A 19,771-nucleotide genomic window follows, 5' to 3' on the forward strand; every position below is an offset into this window, starting at 1 on the left:
TATCCACTTTTATTTTGTCAAAACAGATAAGAAACCTCAACATTTTTTCTTCCGTTCATTTACGTACCTAAACAAAAAAAGGACTTGCTATGCAGCAATGATCCTTATCTCGTTAGCGAGCCTTCTCTCCATTACCAAGTACAGCTGTAACGCCCCAAACCTTATCGTATGCCCCATATCCATTTAACCCAATATCGAGGTCATGGAAATAACGATGAAGTTTTTGAACATCTCCTGTTGTGCCATGTTCAATATAGTGTAAGGCAATGAATTTAATGTCCTGTAGGTCCTGATTGAGCTTTCCATCTTCCTCTTTGGAATAAGTATTAACGACTGACACTATTTCAATCGCTTTATCAGTTTGATCCGTATGATCGAGCTTTGATATTTCACCAAATCCAGTCGTTTGATTGTAAAACGCATGTGTCGAAGCAACAAAAGCATTCACATTATCATATGTGAGATCATTCGAAAGTGCTGACGCAATTTTTTCAATATCCTCATCCCCGTAATCTGGTCGATCCTCTATCGGAGGCGCAATCCATTCTTTACTCACAGAGAGAGCGCGTTCGTTAATTGAAAAGAGGATATAGATTGTAATGGCAAGACTCGCTATCGTCGCTAGACCAAGCAAAACGAATTTTGCTTTGGTAGTAATCAAAACATCGCCTCCCTTCTTATATTGAAAGAAACGTTGTCTTAACGCCACAAAAGCGATATCTCATCTCTGATTGATATCGCTTTTGTTTATACGGAATCAAAGAATCTCCTCACCTTAATGATCCCCAAAGGTTTCGGTTAACCCAAACGTATCCTCATGATCATAGTTGTTCAGAGCTTTGTCGAGATCATGAAAGTACCGATGTAGTGCTCGAACCTCAGTTGTTGTAAGGGTTTGGCTAGAAAGTTCCTTTATGGACAATAAGTCTTTTTTTAGATCTTCATGAGCTACCCCGTTTTCTAAAAATACATCAATATAGGCTACGGAAGCAGTGGCTTGACGCTCCTGTGCTTCTAGATCCATAGGTCGGTCAATCATTCCGTAGCCCGTTGTTCGATTGTAAAAAGCATGAAAATCCGCAACGAATTCTTCTACTTGCTCGTATTCTGCTGGGAAAGAAGCAGCAGATACTTGATACTCATTCTCCTTAATCTTTGTCCCATTTACCTCGGTGTGAAGTGAGAAAATATAAATATAGAGAGCCGCGAATGTTGCAGCAACGAGGAGACTGATTATGGAAAACATCACTTTCGCTTGATCCATTTCATCTTCCCCCATTCGAATTTCTCTCTACTCTAATTCTTTATTTAGCAAAACCGAAAATATTTTTGATTTTCGTAACGCCCCACTTCGGATCATGTGCTCTACTTTCGTCCCGGAAACGATCCTGCACAACCGCCATTAGTCTTTCTTCTCGCGCGGACATCTGTTCATCAGCAATTTGTCTTTCTTTTGTTACTTCAAATTGATAGAATTCACGTTCATCGACTGAGACATCAGCTAAGTGATCGATTTTCTTACCAATCGCATTTAATTCCATTTGGTTAATGGATGCGTGCGCGTCTGAAGCAGTGGCGATTTCTTCATGAACAATTTCATGAACTTGATGAACGATATCTTTTTCCAAGCGCTTAACGGTTTCATCCATACTAAGAAGTTTTTTTACTTCTTCCGATTCAACAAAAGAAACAATTTTGGATAAGGAAGTCTGAATATCTACCTGCTCAATAGGCTCGCTAGGCGGCGTTTTTTCTGCTTCCTTACCTTGTAGTTCTAACGTATTGATAATGACTTCATCAGCAGCATGACTTTCTTTCATGTTTTTAATTAATTGAAGGACTTCAATATCGCCAATTGTATACGTACGGGCATTGTTTTCATCACGTGGAATCGTTAGAAATGGCGCAAACTGTTCTTCCCATAATTTCAATGTATGACGAGACACATTCAACATGGAAGCCACCCTGGAAATCATCATTGTATTATTCATCTTCATCATTCCTCCCCGTTGATTTAATAAAGGTATTCCATGCCCATCTAACTATTTTCCTGCAAGATGACAAAGGTTCTTAAAATCAGTCAGAGATTCTCAGGAAATAGCGTTAATCTACAAAAGCGCTCGTTTGTTGTAATGTTTTGAAATGGATTATTCGCTTTTCTCGAATGATGACGTGATCTCATCTAGCAGGCTACTTTTGTCTGTTTTGATTCATTTCCAAGCACGAAAGAAAGCGTTATCATTATGAGGTATTATGGTAATATATAGTTAAAAAGAAATGGGGGAAGTTATGAATACGGTTGTTACACCTGTAAAACAGCCTAAGTTACAGAAGAGGAAGTGGCCGTATTACCTTACTGGAAGTATCTTATTACTAATGATTCTCGCTTTAGCCATCAGTTTTTGGTTTGTCCAGAGAACAGCTCCTGAAACGAATGGGGAAATCACTTTATCAGGCTTAAAAGGTTCTGTTTCCATTTATCGAGATCGTTCAGGTGTTCCTCATATTGAAGCCTCATCAACAAAGGATTTATTTATGGCTCAAGGATTTGTGACAGCTCAGGACCGCATGTTTCAAATGGACCTAAGTCGTCGTCAAGCTTCTGGAACACTAAGTGAAGTCATTGGTGAGTCAACGATCGACAATGACAAGTTTTTTCGTACGCTAGGCTTAAGAAGGGCTGCAGAAGATTCTTATACCGCCTACTCTGATGAGGCAAAGCAAATACTCAAGTGGTATGCAGATGGTGTCAACGCCTATATGACACAAGCAAAAGCGGAGAATTCACTCCCAATTGAATTTACACTTGCGGGATATGAACCAAATGCATGGACACCACTTGACTCTCTTACAATTGGAAAGTATATGGCGTTTGACTTAGGTGGCCATTGGGAAGGTCAAGCATTTCGCTACTACCTTCTTCAGAATTTCTCAGAAGAAGAAGCAATGGATTTGTTTCCGAGTTATCCTGATGAAGGGTCTACTGTTATTCAAGAAATTAAAGAAAGTCAGTTAGATATCTCAAAAAGTTTTGCTAAAGCGGTTATCCCAGATCCGTTTAACGGAAGTAATAATTGGGTCGTATCAGGCGAAAAAACCGCTTCAGGAAAGCCCCTACTAGCCAACGACCCGCATCTTGGCCTTGGTACGCCTCCTATCTGGTATGAAACACATTTAAATTCTCCAGATTATCAGGTTAGTGGCGTTATTTTTGCAGGCGTTCCTGGAATTATCGTGGGACGAAACGACTCGATCGCCTGGGGAGTTACAAATGTAGGACCAGATGTTCAGGATCTCTATATTGAAAAAAGAAACCCTGCTAATCCCAATGAATTTCAATATAACGATTCATGGGAGGAAGCAGAAGTTCTTGATGAAAGCATACCTGTAAAAGACAGTGAACCGATTCCCTACGAGGTTGTGATTACACGCCACGGTCCAATTCTTTCTGAATTTGCTTATGACGATCAACCAGATACAGCTTTATCCCTCAGGTGGACTGCACTAGATCCTTCAACCGAATTGGAAGCTGTTCTTAAGATCGATCAAGCGTCTAACTGGGAAGAATTTAAGGAAGCGCTCACTTCTTTTCATACGCCAGCTCAAAATTTTGTGTTTGCTTCCACTGACGGAACAATTGCTTACCGAGCAAATGGACTCATTCCAATTCGTAAAAATGGCGATAGCATGCTGCCAGTCCCCGGTTGGAACGCTGACTATGAATGGGAAGGTTATATTCCCTGGGAAGAACTTCCCACAATCGTAAATCCGGATGAAGGGTTCATTTCTACCGCAAATAATAAAATTACAACAGATGACTACCCCTATCACATCACCCATACGTGGGCTCAACCTTATCGTCAGGATCGTATTCGAGAAGTATTAATTGACGGAAATAACCTTGAGGCTCAAGATATGATGAACCTTCAAAATGATTACGTGAATTTACAGGGAAAGGAGCTCACTCCCCTATTAACAAAGGAACTTCACAGAGAAAACTTGACCTCAGTTGAAAAAGAAGCTCTCTCGCTCCTTCAAGAGTGGAACTATATCGATGGTAGAGATGAAGCCGCTCCCCTTCTCTTTCATCTATGGTTAGTGGAGATGGAAAAGGTGCTATTTGATGGAAAGATTGACAAAGAAATGATGCCCCTTTTTGATGGGAAGAGTCAAGTCATTGACCAGCTCATTAGACGTGCAGTGAATGGTGAAGCTGGACCTTGGATGGAGAAGTCTGGGGGATTTCAATCCGTAGTAACGAAATCCTATAAAGCTGCGGTTGACCGTGCCGTTTCATTACAAGGACAAACACCTAAAAAATGGGCTTGGGGGACGTTCCATTCCGTACCATTTGAACATCCTCTTGGTGCAATAAAACCTTTACATCTTCTCTTCAATCCAGAAGTGAACGCGATGGGCGGTAGCCGCGTAACAGTTGGTGCTGCAGGTTGGAATTCATCAACCGGTACGGTTAACCACGGAGCCCCCTGGCGAGGCGTCACGGATTTAGCCAATATGGAAACAAGCTATAACGTCATATCCCCTGGTCAATCTGGTTACGTATTTAGTGAATGGTACGACAATCAAATTGATTATTGGGTAAATGGACGTTACCACGAAACGAAGATGAGCGGCTATGAAGAAAATGCGAAGCATCTTATTCTGAAACCGTAACAAAAGGCTCTCTCAAACGAATGAGAGAGCCTTTTACTTGCTATTTTACGGATACTGTCCAATTTTGTGTATCTTCTAACTTCCCTGTTTGGATACCTGTAATGGTGTTATACAATTTCTGAGAAAGCTCTCCAATTTCATGATGATTAATAACCATTTTCTTACCTTGCCAGTTGAGTTCTCCTACTGGTGAAATGACGGCAGCCGTTCCAGTACCAAACGCTTCTTCAAGTTCACCTTTTTGCGACAGCTCATACAGTTCTTCAATAGATACCTTTCTTTCAGTGACTCTAATATCCCATTTCTTTAACAATTCAATAACGGACATTCTTGTAATGCCGTGGAGAATGCTACCGTTTAATTCTGGCGTAACAACTTCTCCATTAATCTTAAAGAAGATATTCATGCTCCCCACTTCTTCAATATAACGCTTTTCAACTCCGTCAAGCCAAAGAACATCTGCATTTCCGTCTTTATAGGCTTTTGCCTGCGCTTGATAAGCGGATGAATAGTTTCCGGCAGTTTTTGCCATTCCTGTTCCGCCTTTAACAGCTCTAGTGAATTTATCTTCTACGCTAATTTTCACTGGTGTTAAGCCACCAGAAAAATAGGAGCCAACAGGTGAAAGAATGATCATTAGTTTGTACGTATTTGAAGGAGCAACAGATAAATTTGGCTCCGTTGCAATAATATACGGGCGTACATAAAGCGATGTTCCCGGCGTCGATGGTACCCAATCTTGCTCAATGTGAATCAATTCTTTTAAGTAACCCATTACACGTTCTTCATCAATTGGAGGAATGCTCAATCGGTCGCTTGAAAGATTCAAGCGCTGCAGATTTTTCTCCGGTCTAAATAAAAGGATACGATCGTTAGAACGGTAGGCTTTTAAGCCTTCAAAAACCGTTTGACCGTAGTGAAAAATCATCGCAGCAGGATCAAGAGTAATAGGCTCATAAGGAATGATGCGTGGCTCAAACCACCCTTTATCGGTTTCATAATCCATTACAAACATATGGTCGGTAAACGTTCTTCCAAAAGGGATCTGATCCTTTTCAGGCTTCGCTTTTAAATTCGTACTTTTAACAATTTCTAAATCTGTACTCATGGCCAAGACTCCTTACTCATTTAAAATAATATTCATAACTTGTGCTCCTTCCACTTGAAGGCAGCTTACTATTTATCTATTGTACTGCCAAACTCTATTGAATTAAAGCTTTATAGTACAGAAAGATGAAAAAATTCAGTAAAAGATGTTTTTCTTCATTACTTTTTTATCTTTCATCGCATTTAGTAAATTCGACTGCTTCTCACAAAAAAAGATATTCTTTAATCTACTTTTTTGTAAACGATACCAAACAAACAATAGCACCATTTTAGTTTTCAAGACTTTGTCTTCTCGATTACGATTAGTGAATTTACTATTGCAACTGATGTCTTTTTCACGTAAATTAGTCAAGTATGTTTATTAGGAGGTCTCATCATGAATCAAACACAAAACACGCAGCGCGTACAAATGGTAACAGCAGATCCATCGGCTATTGGACTGTTTGGTCTTGCAATGGTTACGCTTGTGGCATCATCAGCTAAACTAGGTTGGACAGACGGCGTATCCTTCGTCCTACCATGGGCGATTTTTCTAGGAGGCATTGCTCAGCTTATTGCTAGTTTTCTCGATGCCAAACACAATAACACGTTTGGAACGACTGCCTTCGCAGCTTTTGGTCTATTTTGGCTAGGTGTCGGAACATCCTGGTTAATTCAATTCGGTGTTTTCGGCGATGCAGCAGCGGCAGCTGTTGATCCAAAACAATTAGGCATAGCATATGTCGGATATTTAATCTTCAGTGTCTTTATGACAGTGGGTGCGATGGAAACACATAAAGTTCTTTTCTTTATTTTTGTATTTATTGACTTCTTATTTATCGGACTTACATTTTCTACCTTAGGAATTTTCCCTGAAGGCATGCACTTCTTAGCCGCAATTGCTGAGTTCTGTATTGCAATCTTGAGTTTCTACGGTTCAGCTGCTAGCGTATTAAATACCCATTTCGGCAAGGTGACACTACCTGTCGGAAAGCCTTTTGGTATTTTCAAGCAGGCTTAATAAAGACAGATGAAAGTTAATTCTTTCATCTGTCTTTTTTGTATCACTATTTGCTTTTTGAACGAGCTTATTTTGCTAAAACCCATCTTTCAAACGCTTTCCAAGTAAATGAACATTCTCTTTGCCCTCTAATCATAAATCGTAATTCTTTCATCCCTGCAAACAATTTTCTTTGTTCCATTCTGCTTCACCATGACGAGTAAGATAAATTTTCAACATACTCCACTTTTAGTTTACAATAATATAATTATGTAAAAAATATTCTTTCTTGAAAATTATTTAGCGCATTTAGAAGTTTTTGTATTCGACGAATAAAAAAGAGGCAAAGGATCCAAGTCCCATGCCTCACCAGCTGTTCTTATTCATTTAACTGATTAATCTGATCAATGACATCATTAATCTCTGTTAAGGTTTGGAATGCATCCGTATTTTCAACCATCGAAGGATCCAAATTTCCATCTTCTATATTCTTTAAAAATTGATCAATTGTATTCATAGCTTTTTCATTTCGATCAACAATGTTTTGATGGAGTTCCGCTCCAACTTTCGGCGCTTCTAACTCGTTAAATTCCTGTATATCTTTCTTCATCTCTTCAAGTCGACTTTCAAATTCATTCAATGCCTGTTCATCATTAATCGCCTGTTTGGCTAAAGTAGGAGCTTCATTCGCAAAATCACTCGCCTCACTAGCGTATTCACGTGCCTCATCGACATAGTTTAGCGTACTGTTCACATCCTCGAGAAAAGAACAGCCTCCGAGAAATAAGATTGTCGTAACAAAAACGATCGCTATTTTCTTCATTTGTATTCCTCCCTTAATTTCCCGAACATATAATAGGCTCAAAACACATCTTTCATGCTTAGCTTTTATACGAATCAGAAAAAATTAGGTTTCATTAACAGTGAAAATCATCTCATCTAGTCAATAGGAAGTATTTCATTTACTCCGGATGACTTATTGGTGATTCATGACTTAGCTAATGTTCCCTGGTGAAAGAACAGTTGCCATTGATCCTCATTTTTTCTCCATATCGAACTTCGAAGCGTTTGTTGATTTCTCGTTTTATCATGAACCCGATATGTAGCAAGCATCACATCTTTTGCTAAAGGGTGAATGTCAAAATCAGATAATGTCATTTCTCTTAGCGAAAGCCCTCCTTCTACTGCATCCTTTTTACTCCAAATCGTTCCCGAACTTCCAAACTCAAAAAAATCAGTAGCGAGTATAGAATTTAACTTCAATGAGTCCTCCCTCAATTGAGGCGTAAGTAGCTCCTTTTCCAGATGGAATATCTGTGTTTTGATTTCATCGATTCTCATGTTTTCACCTCTCATTTTTTACCATTACCTCCATTTTACTCCTTCAAAAAACCAGTAGCAGCAGTAATTTTAACGAAATTATTGATGTAAGCGGTTAAGTGAACGGCTATGCATTGAAATTCACTCAAGGATAATTTAACCTATTAGGGTAGGTATAAAAGATAACTGGATGATGGACACTTTAAAAGAAAAATACAATGAGTTACGTCCCATTTTTCTTCTGTCGCTTGATTAGTGCCTTTTACATATAATCAGGCTTTTGAATACCTTAACATGGTTTTGCCTTACGATAGAACAAACAAGCGTAATTGCTTAAAAGAAGGAGAAGTGACTATGTCAGAATCAATCACAACCGAAACAAGCGAAAAACGCGTTCCTACTCAAGACGAGCGCGAACTGCTTGATCAGCTTTTAGATCCTAAAGTTCAGGAGTCACTAAGCGTACTTGTAAAGGAACTACCTAAAGTAACAGAACTTGTCAATATGATGTCTAAATCATATGATACCGTACAAGCTCTCGCAACAGATGATGTATTAAAAAATGATACTGTCGAATTCATGTCTGAAATTCTTCACCCTGTCAAAAATTCAGTAAAAGACGTTGCTGCTAATGCTATTGAAGCAAAGGATGAAGCAGAAAAAAGCTCTGAAGTTATTGGCCTTTTCGGACTTTTGAAAATGCTCAAAGATCCACAAGCTCAAAAACTTTTCAGATTTGTAAATGCCTATCTTAAAGTTTCAGGCGAAAAAAGCAACCAAAAATAATACTGATCTGCTAGAAATGGAGGAACAATCATGTCAAAACAAATAGTCATTTTGGGCGCAGGTTATGGTGGGCTTCTTTCTGCTTTATCCGTACGTCAATACTTAAACGAATCAGAAGCAACTGTTACATTAATCAACAAAACACCAACACACCAAATCATTACTGAATTGCACCGGTTAGCTGCTGGTAATATCTCTACTGAGGCTGCGGCACTTCCACTCGACAAGTTATTAAAAGGAAATGACATTAACCTTAAAGTTGCAACGGTTGATTCTTTCTCTGTTGATAACAAGGAAGTGAAGCTTTCAGATGGCTCTACACTTTCTTACGATGCACTAGTCGTTGCACTTGGTAGTAAAACTGCTTACTTCGGCATTCCAGGACTTGAAGAAAACAGCATGGTTTTGAAGTCTGCTGAAGATGCAAACCGTATCCACGCTCATGTGGAAGAACGCATTAAGAGCTTTGCAGCGTCAGGTGACGAAGCGGACGCTACGATCCTTATTGGCGGTGGCGGTCTTACAGGAACTGAGCTCGTAGGCGAACTAGCTGATGAAACACCTAAGCTTGCTCGTAAGTACGGCGTAGATCCAGCTAAAATCAAATTGAAGCTTGTTGAAGCGATGCCTAAGATTCTTCCAATGCTTCCGGACGAATTGATTAATCGTGCAATGACTAGTCTTGAAAAGCGCGGCGTTGAATTCCTAACAAACCTTCCTGTTACAAATGTTGAAGGTAACGTCGTTGAACTAAAAGACGGTCAAAAGATTGTAACAAACACATTCGTTTGGACAGGTGGCGTTCAAGGTAACCCGCTCGTTGGCGAATGCGGTATTGAAGTAAATCGTGGCCGTGCAACGGTGAACAATTACCTGCAATCCACTTCACACGAGAATGTGTTCGTAGCTGGAGACAGTGCTGTTTACTTCAAACCAGGAGATGAGCGTCCTCAACCACCTACAGCTCAAATCGCATGGCAGATGGGTGACCTAATCGGGTATAACTTATATGCTTACCTTTATGACAAAGACTACAAAGAATTTGAACCCGTTAACTCAGGTACATTAGCAAGTCTTGGTCGTAAGGATGCAGTTGCTCAAATCGGCGGTAACTCAACCTCTCTCAAAGGACTTCCTGCATCTGTGATGAAAGAAGCAAGTAACGTTCGTTACCTTTCACACATTAAAGGTTTGTTTGCATTAGCATACTAAATGACGAATCACTTTCTATAAAGATAAAAAAAGTGCTGGGAATTGTCCCAGCACTTTTTTTCATATAATAAAATCTGGTTTTGTACCTTTTACAATTTGATTTAAAGGATATAAGTCACCTGTAACTCCGTGGCAACATACGACATTCATGCCTTCTAAAAACATTCGACTCGTAAACACAGTTTCGCCATGATCACAAAAGATTTCAATGCTTGAGGAATCTATAAAAAGACGAATTTGATGCTTCTCTTTTTGTTTTCTTAAGGCATATCTTTTTGTACCAAATTCTTCAGCATAAACTTGGGTCATATTTGATCGATCAAGACAATACTCTTCTCCATTTGAAGAGAAAACCACGGTTTCATTACCTTCATTTCTAAAAATAACTTCAAATTCTTGGTCGACTTCAATGACCATTTCAAATGAACGGGAAGTTAATTGGTGATTCGTTTGCAGATCCTGCCCCTTTTCCCTCAGCTCTCTTAGCTCTTGAAGAGGCTGTTGTAATAAACGATTCCCCTCAACCTTAACTTCTCTCGGCAACGTTAACATGTGAGCCCACATATTTTGGTCTGTCGGATAGATGCTCTTTGAATTGCCTAACCAGCCAATTAGAATCCTTCTTCCATATGCATCCTCATAAGTTTGTGGAGCATAGAAATCAAACCCTTTGTCTAGTTCGAAATATTCGTGGGCATTCAGTTTACCCGTAGCAACATCTAATACATCACTAATACAATACACCACCGAAAATACATTGTTATACTGATACTTATTTGTACTCAGCTCACCCTGAGGAGAAAAGATAAGAATACCTCGATTATTTTGTTCAAAATAGTTGGGGCACTCCCACATATACCCTGCATCCTTAAAATTCGTCTGGAGTATGCCACGATACGTCATTTCATTTGGTTGGTCTCCTGAATAAAGAGCAATTGCGCCTTTATTCTTAGTTGTTTCACCACCCACAAGCATGTAGTATTTCTTGTCTCGTTTAAAAACAATCGGATCTCTAAAATTATTGCTGAATTCGGGAGGCGTCCCTTCGATCATCACGTTTTCCTTCGATATCGTTTGATCTTCATTTAGGAATCCATACACCTGACTAGGTATGGCTACACTCTCTTCAGTTAGATGATTTCCTGTATAGAACAGGTGCATCTTATCCCCTTCAACAAAAGCGGATCCTGAGTGACACCCGTGAGAATCATATAACTGATCTGGATAAAGAGCGATACCGTGATCTTTAAAATGAATAAAATCTTTCGTTGAAACATGATACCAATGCTTCAATCCATGAACAGGCCCTAATGGGAACCATTGATAGAAGATATGGTGTTCTCCTCTAAAAAAAGCTAATCCATTTGGATCATTCATTAACCCATGGTGAGGTGCTAAATGATAACTCGGATAAAACGGATCCTCTTTTGCAATTTTTTCAATCGTACTTAGATAGTCATTCGAAACATCTGACAAAGTAACGAAACGATTCTGGCGGTTAGAAAAATCAATGTAATCAATCATGTAAAGCTTCCCTTCTGTTAAACCTTAAGAAAATGAACATTAGCCATGTTTAATATTTAAATTTAATGCAGGTTGTTCAGCAGACGGTTTGTCACGATAAGCAATGAACGTAACGAGAAACGAAGTGGCCAATGCAACTAGAATCACAAGAATGTATTGAAAGAAACCATCGCCTATATATAACAATAACCCCGGTAACATCGTCGAACCAGTCCCCGCAGCAGCAATGCCCAAGATCGAAGCAAACCCACCGCCGACAGCGCCACCTAAACAACCGTAAATAAATGGCTTTACTTTAGGTAAGTTAATCGCGAACATCACAGGCTCAGTTATACCAAAGAAAGCAGGTATAACGGAACCTAACATATTAGATCGCTTAATCTTATCTCTTTGCTGAATAACGACCGCAAGAGCTGCTCCAGCTTGACCGGCGATTGCTGCCGTACCAATTGGATTGATTAAATCATATCCCGTTTCTGCAACCATCTTTACGGTTATTGGAACAATCGTATGGTGCATACCTGTTATCGCTAATAGCTGAATGGTACCTCCATAAACAAATCCACCGATCCCAAATGGTAGTTCAAAGAAATACATGATGCCAGAAGTAAGTAAATTTTCTATCCCCAAAATCACCGGGCCTACGATAACAAGTCCAAGAATTAACGAAAACAGTAATGTGACAAATGGTGTCAATATAAGATCGAGCATCTCAGGAATGTATTTTCTCGCGATTTTTTCCGTTTTGGCAGCTAACCAACCCATAAAGACAGCAGGTAGAATCGAACTTTGCATACCTGTTATTGGAATATCAAACCCTAATATTGTAAAAAGTAGCGGATCTACTTCCCCGAAAGATACAGCCCATTTATCCGGTAACTGTGGCGCTACTAGCATTAAGCCGAGGGCTATTCCAATGACGGGTGATCCTCCAAATTTCTTCATAGCAGACCAGGTAATTAACACCGGAATGAATGTAAACGCTGTATCTGTTAGTACTTGAGACAGCACTAAAATAGTTGAGGAGAGTTCCATACCGAAACCGTTTACAAGTAATCCTCTAAGTCCCATCAATAGACCTGTTGCTATGAGAACGGGAATAACAGGGATAAAAATATCTGCAAATGTTTTTGTTAGTTGTTGGATTTTAGAATTGTTTGAATTTCTTGGTTCATTAGAGCTGTCTTGACTGTCAGTAACTCCCCCTTTTTCAAGTTCAGCATAAACTTTATTTACAAAACCAGTACCAAGAATGATTTGATGTTGCCCACTTTGATAAAAATATCCGCTTACGCCTTCAATTGAATCCAATGTTTCTTTCTTAAGCAATGTATCATCATTCAGCTCGACCCTTAATCTTGTTGCACAGTGTGAGATGCGATAAATATTCTCTTTTCCACCTAATGCTTGTAATACAGAATGAGCGACTGTTTTAGGATTCTTCGCCATGATCCTACCCCTCCAATAGCATATTCGTTATCCACACAAAAGCGGAAACGTTTCCACTTTGTCCTAAAAAGAAAATTTCTGATTAACTCCTCTTAAATGGAAACGTTTCCAGTTAAGATTAAAAATGAAAGCGACTCTAGAAATCGCTTTTGAATAGTTAAATGATATCGTTTACACATAAGGGAGTCAAGTGTTTTTTTAATTTGTACTATTTCCATCAAAAAAGGTAACTGGAAGAACATTTTTCTTTTCAACCGGCTGTTCCTTAATTAGATTAATAAGTACTTCTACTGCTTTTTCAGCCATCTCAGCAACAGGTTGGATGATTGTTGAAAAAGTTAATTCATCTTCCTTACTGGAAGTAACGCCATCAAAACCAATCACTTGAACATCCTCAGGAACTCTTCTTCCTACATTTTTTAGGGATCGCAACAATACTTTCGCCCACTTATCATTCATGGCAAAAAATCCATCCACATCAGGGTTTTGTTTTAAAAACCGTTGGATGACCGCTTCAATGTCTTTGACAGGCTCTCTTAATTCGTAAATACAGTGATCAACATTTTTGCTTAAACTCTCAGTTTCAAATCCAAGCCGTCGTTTCATCGATTCATTTTCAATGTTTGATACACTACCTAAATAAGCAATACGCTTACAACCGCGTGTCGTCAGTTCTTTAGCTGCAAGCTCTCCGCCGTTCTTATTATCACTCGTGACAAACACGACATCTTTTGTAAAGTGTCGATCGATGCTTACAATCGGTAGGTGACTTGAAATATATTGATCAAGTTCAGCACTATAGGTAATCGCAATTAACCCATCTATTTTATTTTTTTCAAGCATCGAAATATAGCTTATTTCTTTCGCACGTTCATTTTGAGTATTACAAAGGATCATTTTATAGCCAAGATCAGACAATTTCTTTTCAACATGATAGGCAAATTTCGAAAAGAATGGATGCCAAATTGTAGGCACAATCAAAGCGATCGATTGACTTTGCTGCATTTTGAAATTCCTTGCCACTTCATTTTGCTTATAATTCAGTGCTTCAATCGCTCGTTCTACTTTTCGTCGGGTTGTTTCTTTAACAGGGCCATTGTTGTTAAGTACTCGTGAAACAGTACCTAGTCCTACCCCAGCTTCTCTTGCTACATCTTTCATATTTACCAAAGTTCTGATTCACCTGCTTTGTTAATGAATTCATACAAAAATTATTGTAACATAGAAAAATTTTTCAAGTTGACCGACAACCTCATTAAGATAGTATGATAAGGTTATCCTATTCCACATTTACCTTTATCATCCGATCATCTTCTTTAACGGGATCCCCTCGCCCATCTTTATTATTCGTGATCGCATATAAGTTTTCCTCATCTAAAAATAATGAACGAACTCGTCCAATTCCTTCTTTTACAACTGTTGTTCCCTGTCCTTTAAGCTGAAACGACCGAATTGCCTCACCTCGTAAGCAAGCGACATACAATTGATCATTCCAAAAAACCATTCCTGACGGAGCCCAAGTGTCGTTACCAGAATGATAAAGTGGCTGTGTCATCCCATCAGCAACTTCATCACCTTCAATCACAGGCCAGCCGTAATTATTTCCTGGATCAATTTGGTTGATTTCATCATGTGCAGACTGCCCATGCTCAGAGCTAAAAAGCTGTCCTTCATCATTCCAGGCAAGTCCCTGCGGATTTCGATGGCCATACGAGTAAACATAGGAGCCTTTAAATGGGTTGTCTTCAGGAACGTTCCCCTCTACATCCATACGAAGAATTTTACCCGCCAAACTTTCTTTATTTTGAGCTAGATCTGGTTCACCGGCATCGCCAGTTGTAATATAAAGCATGCCGTCCGGTCCTAATTTAAGTCTCCCACCATTGTGGAATTGCGACCCTGGTATTTCCCCAAGAAGCTCAGCGGTTTCCGTCCACACCCCTTCTTCTAATCGAACTTTAACTACCCTATTCAATGTTTTCCCATCCTCTAAATAAGTGTGATAGAGAAAAGCTATTTGCGATTCTTGAAAATCTTCTGATAGAGCCAGACCTAAAAGACCCCCTTCTCCTTCGCTATGGATCTCTTTTGAAAGTTGCAGAGACTGCCGTTCCAAACGATTTGTAACGTTTGCCATCATGCCAGAACGTTCCGTTAGATAAAATGTTTCTTCAGATCGTGTGATTTCCCACGGAACATCCAAATTTTCTATAAATGGTTCCTCATCATAATTTTCCTCTGCCACATGCTCATCAGAACGATCGTTAGGTTCATGACTAGAGCATGCTACCAAAAGGAGAAATACTCCGATCACTCCTATTATTCTCACGATGTATGCCTCTTTTCTCATTATTTATAAAATCACTCACAAATCATTAATACATTTCCGTCAGGATCCTTAAAATTAAACCAATGACCGTTTTCAATTTCCGTCACAAGTTCAATCCCCTTTTCCTTCATAAAGGAAAAGGCAGCTTCAATGTCTTTCGTATCAAAATGAAACGCAGGTGTTTGGAATATGCTTTCGGATGAATATATTTTACTATCAAGCACAAGTCCAGTCCCATTCATAGGAACAATATAAAGGTGTCCAGCTATAATATCCCCATCTGCCTGGAGGCCAAGCAAATCACAGTACCATTTTTTTGCATCCTCGGTGTTTTTTACTGGGATAAAGACCGCACCAACTCGATTTAAGATTGGGGTCAATTGGCTAACCTTCCTTTCAACATAAATTTCTCATCAACTATATCTCTTCTCGATTCCGTGTGTTGATCCTGCTAATGAATAATAAATCAAAAAAAGAAGTACTTATTTTGAAAATACTTTTGCTTCCTATGTTAAAATAATTCAACAAAATTACCCATCTACATTTATGCTTTCTAGTCAGTAGCTGAGGTAGGGTAGATAAAGAAATAGTTCTCAAACAAAAGGAGCCTATCTACGTTCAGATAGGCTCCTCTTCATGCTAAAGGAAAAAATCCTTAATCTTAGTTATAAACACTAGCACACGTGCCAGCTTCTGGTTCATAATAACAATGATTTTTAAATTGACCTGCAAAAGGTTGCCCGTACCAGGTAGGAGGACAAGGAGCATAAGGATTGAAATACCAAAGAGCATATTTCCCTGGATGTTCTCTCCAATAATCCAAGTTCTTTTTTGCTAACCGTTTTTCAACAGACCTTGCTCTGTTATAAAAGACATTCCCTTTTTGAACAGCCTCAAAGGAATAATTCCCTCCCTGCACTTGATAAATCACTTGGGGAATTGTTCTCAGACCTACAAAGTCTAAACATTCTGCTTGTGCACGGTTCACAATGACATTTCCTACATACAACATTCCTTGCTGACCTTCACCTTCAGCTTCCGCTCTCATCATTCTAGCCATTAAATTAACGTCTGAACTTGTGTATTTAACTCTTGGCATATTTTTCACCCCAAGTACATTGTATGAAGGAAACTTACTTTTATGTCATTCTTTTTATAACACCATAAATCATCGAGACAGTTCTACTAATTTTTTATATTAGTATAGAATTAGTATCAGAACGAATCGCTAAACGTTCATAAACCTACCCCACCAGGCTAGGACTGTGGAACAGATTGATCTTTCTGTTTATTCCCGTTATTCTGTAGCACTTTTAATCCACTACCGATGTGATGCTAGAATGTAATTTCGATCCACGAACACACCCCACACATCTGATTGCTCTGGGTTATATTGAGCAATTTCTGTCGGTTTAGAAGGATTCGTAATGTCTACCGCTATAACTCCTCCGGCATAGTGAGAAAGATAAAGGATATTTCCATGGACTTTTGGATCGTGAACTGTTTTCGCAAAGGTGACATTGTCTTCTTCTGGAATATCATAGGTTAAATCTGTTTTAAATTCACTCAAAAGTTTTGGATTACTCTTATCTTTTATATCAAAAATACGTGTATAACCATATGCATTTTCATACCCGTCCTTAACTGGGTCATAGACTTCTCTTGTTTCAATTAAAATCGCCCCACCTTTTGCACGGGTCGAGGAGTGAGCGGAGCCCTGCTGATCAGATGCAAAATCAGTTCTTCCAAGGTACTCAGGTTCCTCTGGATTCGATATGTCAAATATGACTGTGCCAAGATCCCACATCGAGACATATGCGTACTTGCCAGTTTCATCTACCATTGTACTGTGGTTAAAGAGTGGTCTGGTTTTACCATCCGGTGAGTTCCAGTGATAGCCATTGACCTCAGGAAGTGTTCTCGGCTCAAACTGCCAGAGTGTCTCTGGGTTCGTTGGATCTGTCACATCAACAATTTGAAAGTCTTTTTCCTCTCCATCACTGTAATAATCAGCATAAGGGTTTGCAGCTACGACTATTGCGCGATTACCTTGGGTTGTTAAGTATAACTCATGTGTTCCTCTTGTTTTTTTAGTCAATTCCCAAAAGCCAAGTTTTTTAGGGTTTTCCGGCTTCGTTACGTCATATAAAAGAAATCCACCTTTGGAATCGGGATTGTTTTTGTTTAGCTGTTGAACGGAAACGACAGCAAGATCACCTTTAAACTCAGGAGTGCTAATGGATTTCACAATTACTTTTTCCTGCCATGTTTCTGGAATATCGTTATTTGCAAATACCGCTACCTCTTCTGGATTTGCAGGTTCTTTCAAATCAAACACCCGAACTCCGCCATTACCATTGTTCTGCACATGCGTGCCTACATAGGCATATCCTTTGTGAGCGTAAACTCAGCAAAGGAATTTTGCTTATCGTCTTCACGAACAATATCCATCTCTGGTGCTGCCACTTCTTTTAAGAAATTAAGGTTTTTACTTCCTTCAAGAACCGGAGCTCCAAAACTATTATAAATCGCCCTATTATTCTTATGACGGGGCTGATAATGAAGGTGTTATTCAATTTGTCCCTATCATTGTTTTTTGTTGTTATTTATTAAGCAAAGCTTATCGTTATTAAACCGATAGTTTTCTACACCTTAATATAAACTCCAACCCTTTAAATGTGTTGCTCTAAAATCTGAACGATAAAAAACCCTTTCCTATTAAAGAAAGCTGAAATATTGTTTGAGGATTTAACGATTCATATATACTCTAAACCATACAAGTCCAGCCACTCTTTTCAATAATGTTTAATAATGTAGTAGTTAAGACATTATTACTTGAGAAAGTTCGAAAGTATGGGCAGTAGTTTTTTTCCGTTAACCATATGGTCTTGCTTTGCAAGTTGTACAAACTTTGCGTTTGGAATTGCCTTTGTTAGTTTTCGACCAACATTATTTATTGAGGTCGGGCTTTTTTCGCCAACGATTATTTGTGTAGGTATAGAAATTTGAGTAGCTCGTTCAAGGGGTGGCATATCCTGAGTTAGAGTAATATCATAAGCAAGGGTTGGAGCTAGAGCTTTCGTAGTTTTCCAACCAGGAAATAACGGTAAAAATAAAACAAATACTTTTGGCATCCCAATCCCCTTTAAAAAGGTAAGCATTGCTTTTGAATTATTTTCGTTATCGAGAAGTTTGTATATTTTTTGGCTTAATTTTTTGTATTCGCTTCTTTCCTTCTCATCACTTACATATGGCGTATCATACATAGTTACTTTTTGCACTTTGTTGCCAAGTCGAAGTGCTGCTTCAAGTGCGATCACAGCACCAGAAGAATGGCCATACAAATGCGCCCTGCCTCCTGCCGCGTCAATCATAGCTTCGATATCTTCGATTTCACGTTCTATAGAATAAGGGAGTGTGTCACCACTATCGCCGCGTCCACGGCGGTCGTAATTGTAAACTGTGAATTCAGAGGCAAATATTTTGGCATCTCGCACTATGGGCTTAAATGAGCGATGACAGCTTGCTCCTGTTATGTAAATGAGCGCTGGACCATTACCGTAGACATCATATGCCAAAGTTGTGCCGTCTTTTGAATGGGTTATTTTCATATACCTCACCTTCCCCTCAAAAAATGGATGAATTTATCTATCTATATCTTTCAACGCTTCAATCACTATACTGCTTACACATACATTGAAATACATAAACATTATTTTCTGCATCACCCCTGCTCTTTTGAAATAAGAGGTTTACTTGTTGGAGATAAGCTCCCAGATTGCTTATAAGGAATTTATATTAGATCAGTTTCTAGAGTCCATCGTAAACGTCTAACCCACTCCTGTCTAACTTCCTAAGGTGCTCAACTGAAGAGTGAATATTATACTCACAAAAGTCCTAATTCGCTCCAATATTTTGATACAATGTAATTAACAATAACTCGAAGTATTTGCAGAAAGGATTAATTCACTTTGGTATTTGTTTTAAGGATGATAGCAGCTTTTCTTTCATCAACTATTGCAGGAGTGTATATCGTAGGTGACCTCTTATCTGGTATATTTATTTTTTTACCCATCTTTATCCTTGTTGCAGTTCCTGTTTCGCTCTTTGTTGATAGATTTAGTGAAGAAAGAAAAAGCAAGCAAAGAATGTATATTATGAAGCTCTTTTATTACTTTATATCAGGTATTTTAGCAGGTTGTTTAATGATTGTTATGTTTGGTATAGGCGGCGATTTTACAACCATAGATATGCCTTCAGTAATATTAATCACTCTATGCTGCTCAATATTATATTATCATTTTCTTCTATTGCTTAAAAAATGGCTAAAATGGTATAAAAACGTCCCATTGCCTGTCTCAAAATAAGGTAGAGAACATCCTAGATGGATA

18 protein-coding genes and 1 pseudogene are annotated in these 19,771 nt (G+C 38.8%); 5 read left to right on the top strand and 14 right to left on the bottom strand.

From position 1 onward, the window contains the following. Window positions 1–112 precede the first annotated feature (112 nt). The 3 genes from ATG70_RS08145 to ATG70_RS08155 form a co-directional block, all read right to left on the bottom strand. Window positions 113–661 (bottom strand): hypothetical protein, encoded by a 549-nt coding sequence (locus ATG70_RS08145; protein ID WP_098443830.1) that lies wholly within the window; start codon window positions 659–661, stop codon window positions 113–115. A gap of 114 nt (window positions 662–775) precedes the next feature. After that, the gene (locus ATG70_RS08150; RefSeq protein WP_142329565.1) at window positions 776–1,264 is read right to left on the bottom strand and encodes a hypothetical protein; all 489 of its coding nucleotides are present in this window, start codon (window positions 1,262–1,264) and stop codon (window positions 776–778) included. Between the two features lie 40 nt (window positions 1,265–1,304). Then, window positions 1,305–1,991: a MerR family transcriptional regulator gene (locus ATG70_RS08155; protein ID WP_159782741.1), complete on the bottom strand. Its 687-nt coding sequence runs from the start codon at window positions 1,989–1,991 to the stop codon at window positions 1,305–1,307. A gap of 298 nt (window positions 1,992–2,289) precedes the next feature. Between ATG70_RS08155 and ATG70_RS08160 the strand changes: the two genes are divergently transcribed. Further along, on the top strand, window positions 2,290–4,674 hold the full coding sequence (locus tag ATG70_RS08160; RefSeq protein WP_098443833.1) for a penicillin acylase family protein: 2,385 nt from the start codon (window positions 2,290–2,292) through the stop codon (window positions 4,672–4,674). 40 nt (window positions 4,675–4,714) lie between these two features. Here ATG70_RS08160 and ATG70_RS08165 read toward each other — a convergent pair whose 3' ends face one another. Then, the gene (locus ATG70_RS08165) at window positions 4,715–5,782 is read right to left on the bottom strand and encodes a branched-chain amino acid aminotransferase (protein WP_098443834.1); all 1,068 of its coding nucleotides are present in this window, start codon (window positions 5,780–5,782) and stop codon (window positions 4,715–4,717) included. Window positions 5,783–6,157: 375 nt separating this feature from the next. Between ATG70_RS08165 and ATG70_RS08170 the strand changes: the two genes are divergently transcribed. Further along, window positions 6,158–6,781, top strand: a complete 624-nt coding sequence (locus ATG70_RS08170) for an acetate uptake transporter (protein WP_202407228.1) — start codon at window positions 6,158–6,160, stop codon at window positions 6,779–6,781. A 358-nt stretch (window positions 6,782–7,139) separates the two neighbouring features. Here ATG70_RS08170 and ATG70_RS08175 read toward each other — a convergent pair whose 3' ends face one another. Further along, window positions 7,140–7,583 (bottom strand): DUF6376 family protein, encoded by a 444-nt coding sequence (locus ATG70_RS08175; RefSeq protein ID WP_098443836.1) that lies wholly within the window; start codon window positions 7,581–7,583, stop codon window positions 7,140–7,142. A gap of 164 nt (window positions 7,584–7,747) precedes the next feature. Next, on the bottom strand, window positions 7,748–8,116 hold the full coding sequence (locus tag ATG70_RS08180) for a nuclear transport factor 2 family protein (RefSeq protein ID WP_306472694.1): 369 nt from the start codon (window positions 8,114–8,116) through the stop codon (window positions 7,748–7,750). A gap of 318 nt (window positions 8,117–8,434) precedes the next feature. Between ATG70_RS08180 and ATG70_RS08185 the strand changes: the two genes are divergently transcribed. Both ATG70_RS08185 and ATG70_RS08190 read left to right on the top strand, forming a co-directional pair. Further along, window positions 8,435–8,866 (top strand): DUF1641 domain-containing protein, encoded by a 432-nt coding sequence (locus tag ATG70_RS08185; RefSeq protein WP_098443837.1) that lies wholly within the window; start codon window positions 8,435–8,437, stop codon window positions 8,864–8,866. A gap of 30 nt (window positions 8,867–8,896) precedes the next feature. After that, window positions 8,897–10,078: an NAD(P)/FAD-dependent oxidoreductase gene (locus tag ATG70_RS08190; RefSeq protein WP_098443838.1), complete on the top strand. Its 1,182-nt coding sequence runs from the start codon at window positions 8,897–8,899 to the stop codon at window positions 10,076–10,078. Window positions 10,079–10,138: 60 nt separating this feature from the next. Here ATG70_RS08190 and ATG70_RS08195 read toward each other — a convergent pair whose 3' ends face one another. The 8 genes and pseudogenes from ATG70_RS08195 to ATG70_RS08230 form a co-directional block, all read right to left on the bottom strand. Then, window positions 10,139–11,602 carry a glycoside hydrolase family 32 protein gene (locus ATG70_RS08195; protein ID WP_098443839.1) on the bottom strand — a complete coding sequence of 488 codons (1,464 nt, stop codon included), beginning with the start codon at window positions 11,600–11,602 and terminating at the stop codon, window positions 10,139–10,141. A 39-nt stretch (window positions 11,603–11,641) separates the two neighbouring features. After that, window positions 11,642–13,051: a PTS transporter subunit EIIC gene (locus tag ATG70_RS08200; RefSeq protein WP_098443840.1), complete on the bottom strand. Its 1,410-nt coding sequence runs from the start codon at window positions 13,049–13,051 to the stop codon at window positions 11,642–11,644. Window positions 13,052–13,249: 198 nt separating this feature from the next. Next, the gene (locus ATG70_RS08205; protein ID WP_098445762.1) at window positions 13,250–14,212 is read right to left on the bottom strand and encodes a LacI family DNA-binding transcriptional regulator; all 963 of its coding nucleotides are present in this window, start codon (window positions 14,210–14,212) and stop codon (window positions 13,250–13,252) included. Window positions 14,213–14,330: 118 nt separating this feature from the next. Next, window positions 14,331–15,380 (bottom strand): PQQ-dependent sugar dehydrogenase, encoded by a 1,050-nt coding sequence (locus tag ATG70_RS08210; RefSeq protein WP_257147645.1) that lies wholly within the window; start codon window positions 15,378–15,380, stop codon window positions 14,331–14,333. A gap of 32 nt (window positions 15,381–15,412) precedes the next feature. Continuing rightward, complete coding sequence (locus tag ATG70_RS08215; RefSeq protein WP_098443842.1) at window positions 15,413–15,760, bottom strand: VOC family protein; 348 nt, start codon at window positions 15,758–15,760, stop codon at window positions 15,413–15,415. A gap of 281 nt (window positions 15,761–16,041) precedes the next feature. Next, window positions 16,042–16,479, bottom strand: a complete 438-nt coding sequence (locus ATG70_RS08220; protein WP_098443843.1) for a cell wall hydrolase — start codon at window positions 16,477–16,479, stop codon at window positions 16,042–16,044. A gap of 158 nt (window positions 16,480–16,637) precedes the next feature. Continuing rightward, window positions 16,638–17,897, bottom strand: a pseudogene (locus ATG70_RS08225) (LVIVD repeat-containing protein); the annotation flags it as partial. Window positions 17,898–18,211: 314 nt separating this feature from the next. Next, window positions 18,212–18,991 (bottom strand): alpha/beta fold hydrolase, encoded by a 780-nt coding sequence (locus ATG70_RS08230; protein ID WP_098443844.1) that lies wholly within the window; start codon window positions 18,989–18,991, stop codon window positions 18,212–18,214. A gap of 360 nt (window positions 18,992–19,351) precedes the next feature. Between ATG70_RS08230 and ATG70_RS08235 the strand changes: the two genes are divergently transcribed. Then, complete coding sequence (locus tag ATG70_RS08235) at window positions 19,352–19,747, top strand: hypothetical protein (protein ID WP_098443845.1); 396 nt, start codon at window positions 19,352–19,354, stop codon at window positions 19,745–19,747. Window positions 19,748–19,771 lie beyond the last annotated feature (24 nt).

The organism is Bacillus sp. es.036, from assembly GCF_002563635.1.
GTDB lineage: Bacteria > Bacillota > Bacilli > Bacillales > Guptibacillaceae > Guptibacillus.

Excerpts from the sequence above, each read along its gene's own strand:
- ATG70_RS08150 (WP_142329565.1), bottom strand. The coding sequence starts at position 1,264 with ATGGATCAAGCGAAAGTGATGTTTTCCATAATCAGTCTCCTCGTTGCT.
- ATG70_RS08155 (WP_159782741.1), bottom strand. The coding sequence starts at position 1,991 with ATGAATAATACAATGATGATTTCCAGGGTGGCTTCCATGTTGAATGTG.
- ATG70_RS08160 (WP_098443833.1), top strand. The coding sequence starts at position 2,290 with ATGAATACGGTTGTTACACCTGTAAAACAGCCTAAGTTACAGAAGAGG.
- ATG70_RS08165 (WP_098443834.1), bottom strand. The coding sequence starts at position 5,782 with ATGAGTACAGATTTAGAAATTGTTAAAAGTACGAATTTAAAAGCGAAG.
- ATG70_RS08170 (WP_202407228.1), top strand. The coding sequence starts at position 6,158 with ATGAATCAAACACAAAACACGCAGCGCGTACAAATGGTAACAGCAGAT.
- ATG70_RS08175 (WP_098443836.1), bottom strand. The coding sequence starts at position 7,583 with ATGAAGAAAATAGCGATCGTTTTTGTTACGACAATCTTATTTCTCGGA.
- ATG70_RS08180 (WP_306472694.1), bottom strand. The coding sequence starts at position 8,116 with ATGAGAGGTGAAAACATGAGAATCGATGAAATCAAAACACAGATATTC.
- ATG70_RS08185 (WP_098443837.1), top strand. The coding sequence starts at position 8,435 with ATGTCAGAATCAATCACAACCGAAACAAGCGAAAAACGCGTTCCTACT.
- ATG70_RS08190 (WP_098443838.1), top strand. The coding sequence starts at position 8,897 with ATGTCAAAACAAATAGTCATTTTGGGCGCAGGTTATGGTGGGCTTCTT.
- ATG70_RS08195 (WP_098443839.1), bottom strand. The coding sequence starts at position 11,602 with ATGATTGATTACATTGATTTTTCTAACCGCCAGAATCGTTTCGTTACT.
- ATG70_RS08200 (WP_098443840.1), bottom strand. The coding sequence starts at position 13,051 with ATGGCGAAGAATCCTAAAACAGTCGCTCATTCTGTATTACAAGCATTA.
- ATG70_RS08205 (WP_098445762.1), bottom strand. The coding sequence starts at position 14,212 with ATGAAAGATGTAGCAAGAGAAGCTGGGGTAGGACTAGGTACTGTTTCA.
- ATG70_RS08220 (WP_098443843.1), bottom strand. The coding sequence starts at position 16,479 with ATGCCAAGAGTTAAATACACAAGTTCAGACGTTAATTTAATGGCTAGA.
- ATG70_RS08230 (WP_098443844.1), bottom strand. The coding sequence starts at position 18,991 with ATGAAAATAACCCATTCAAAAGACGGCACAACTTTGGCATATGATGTC.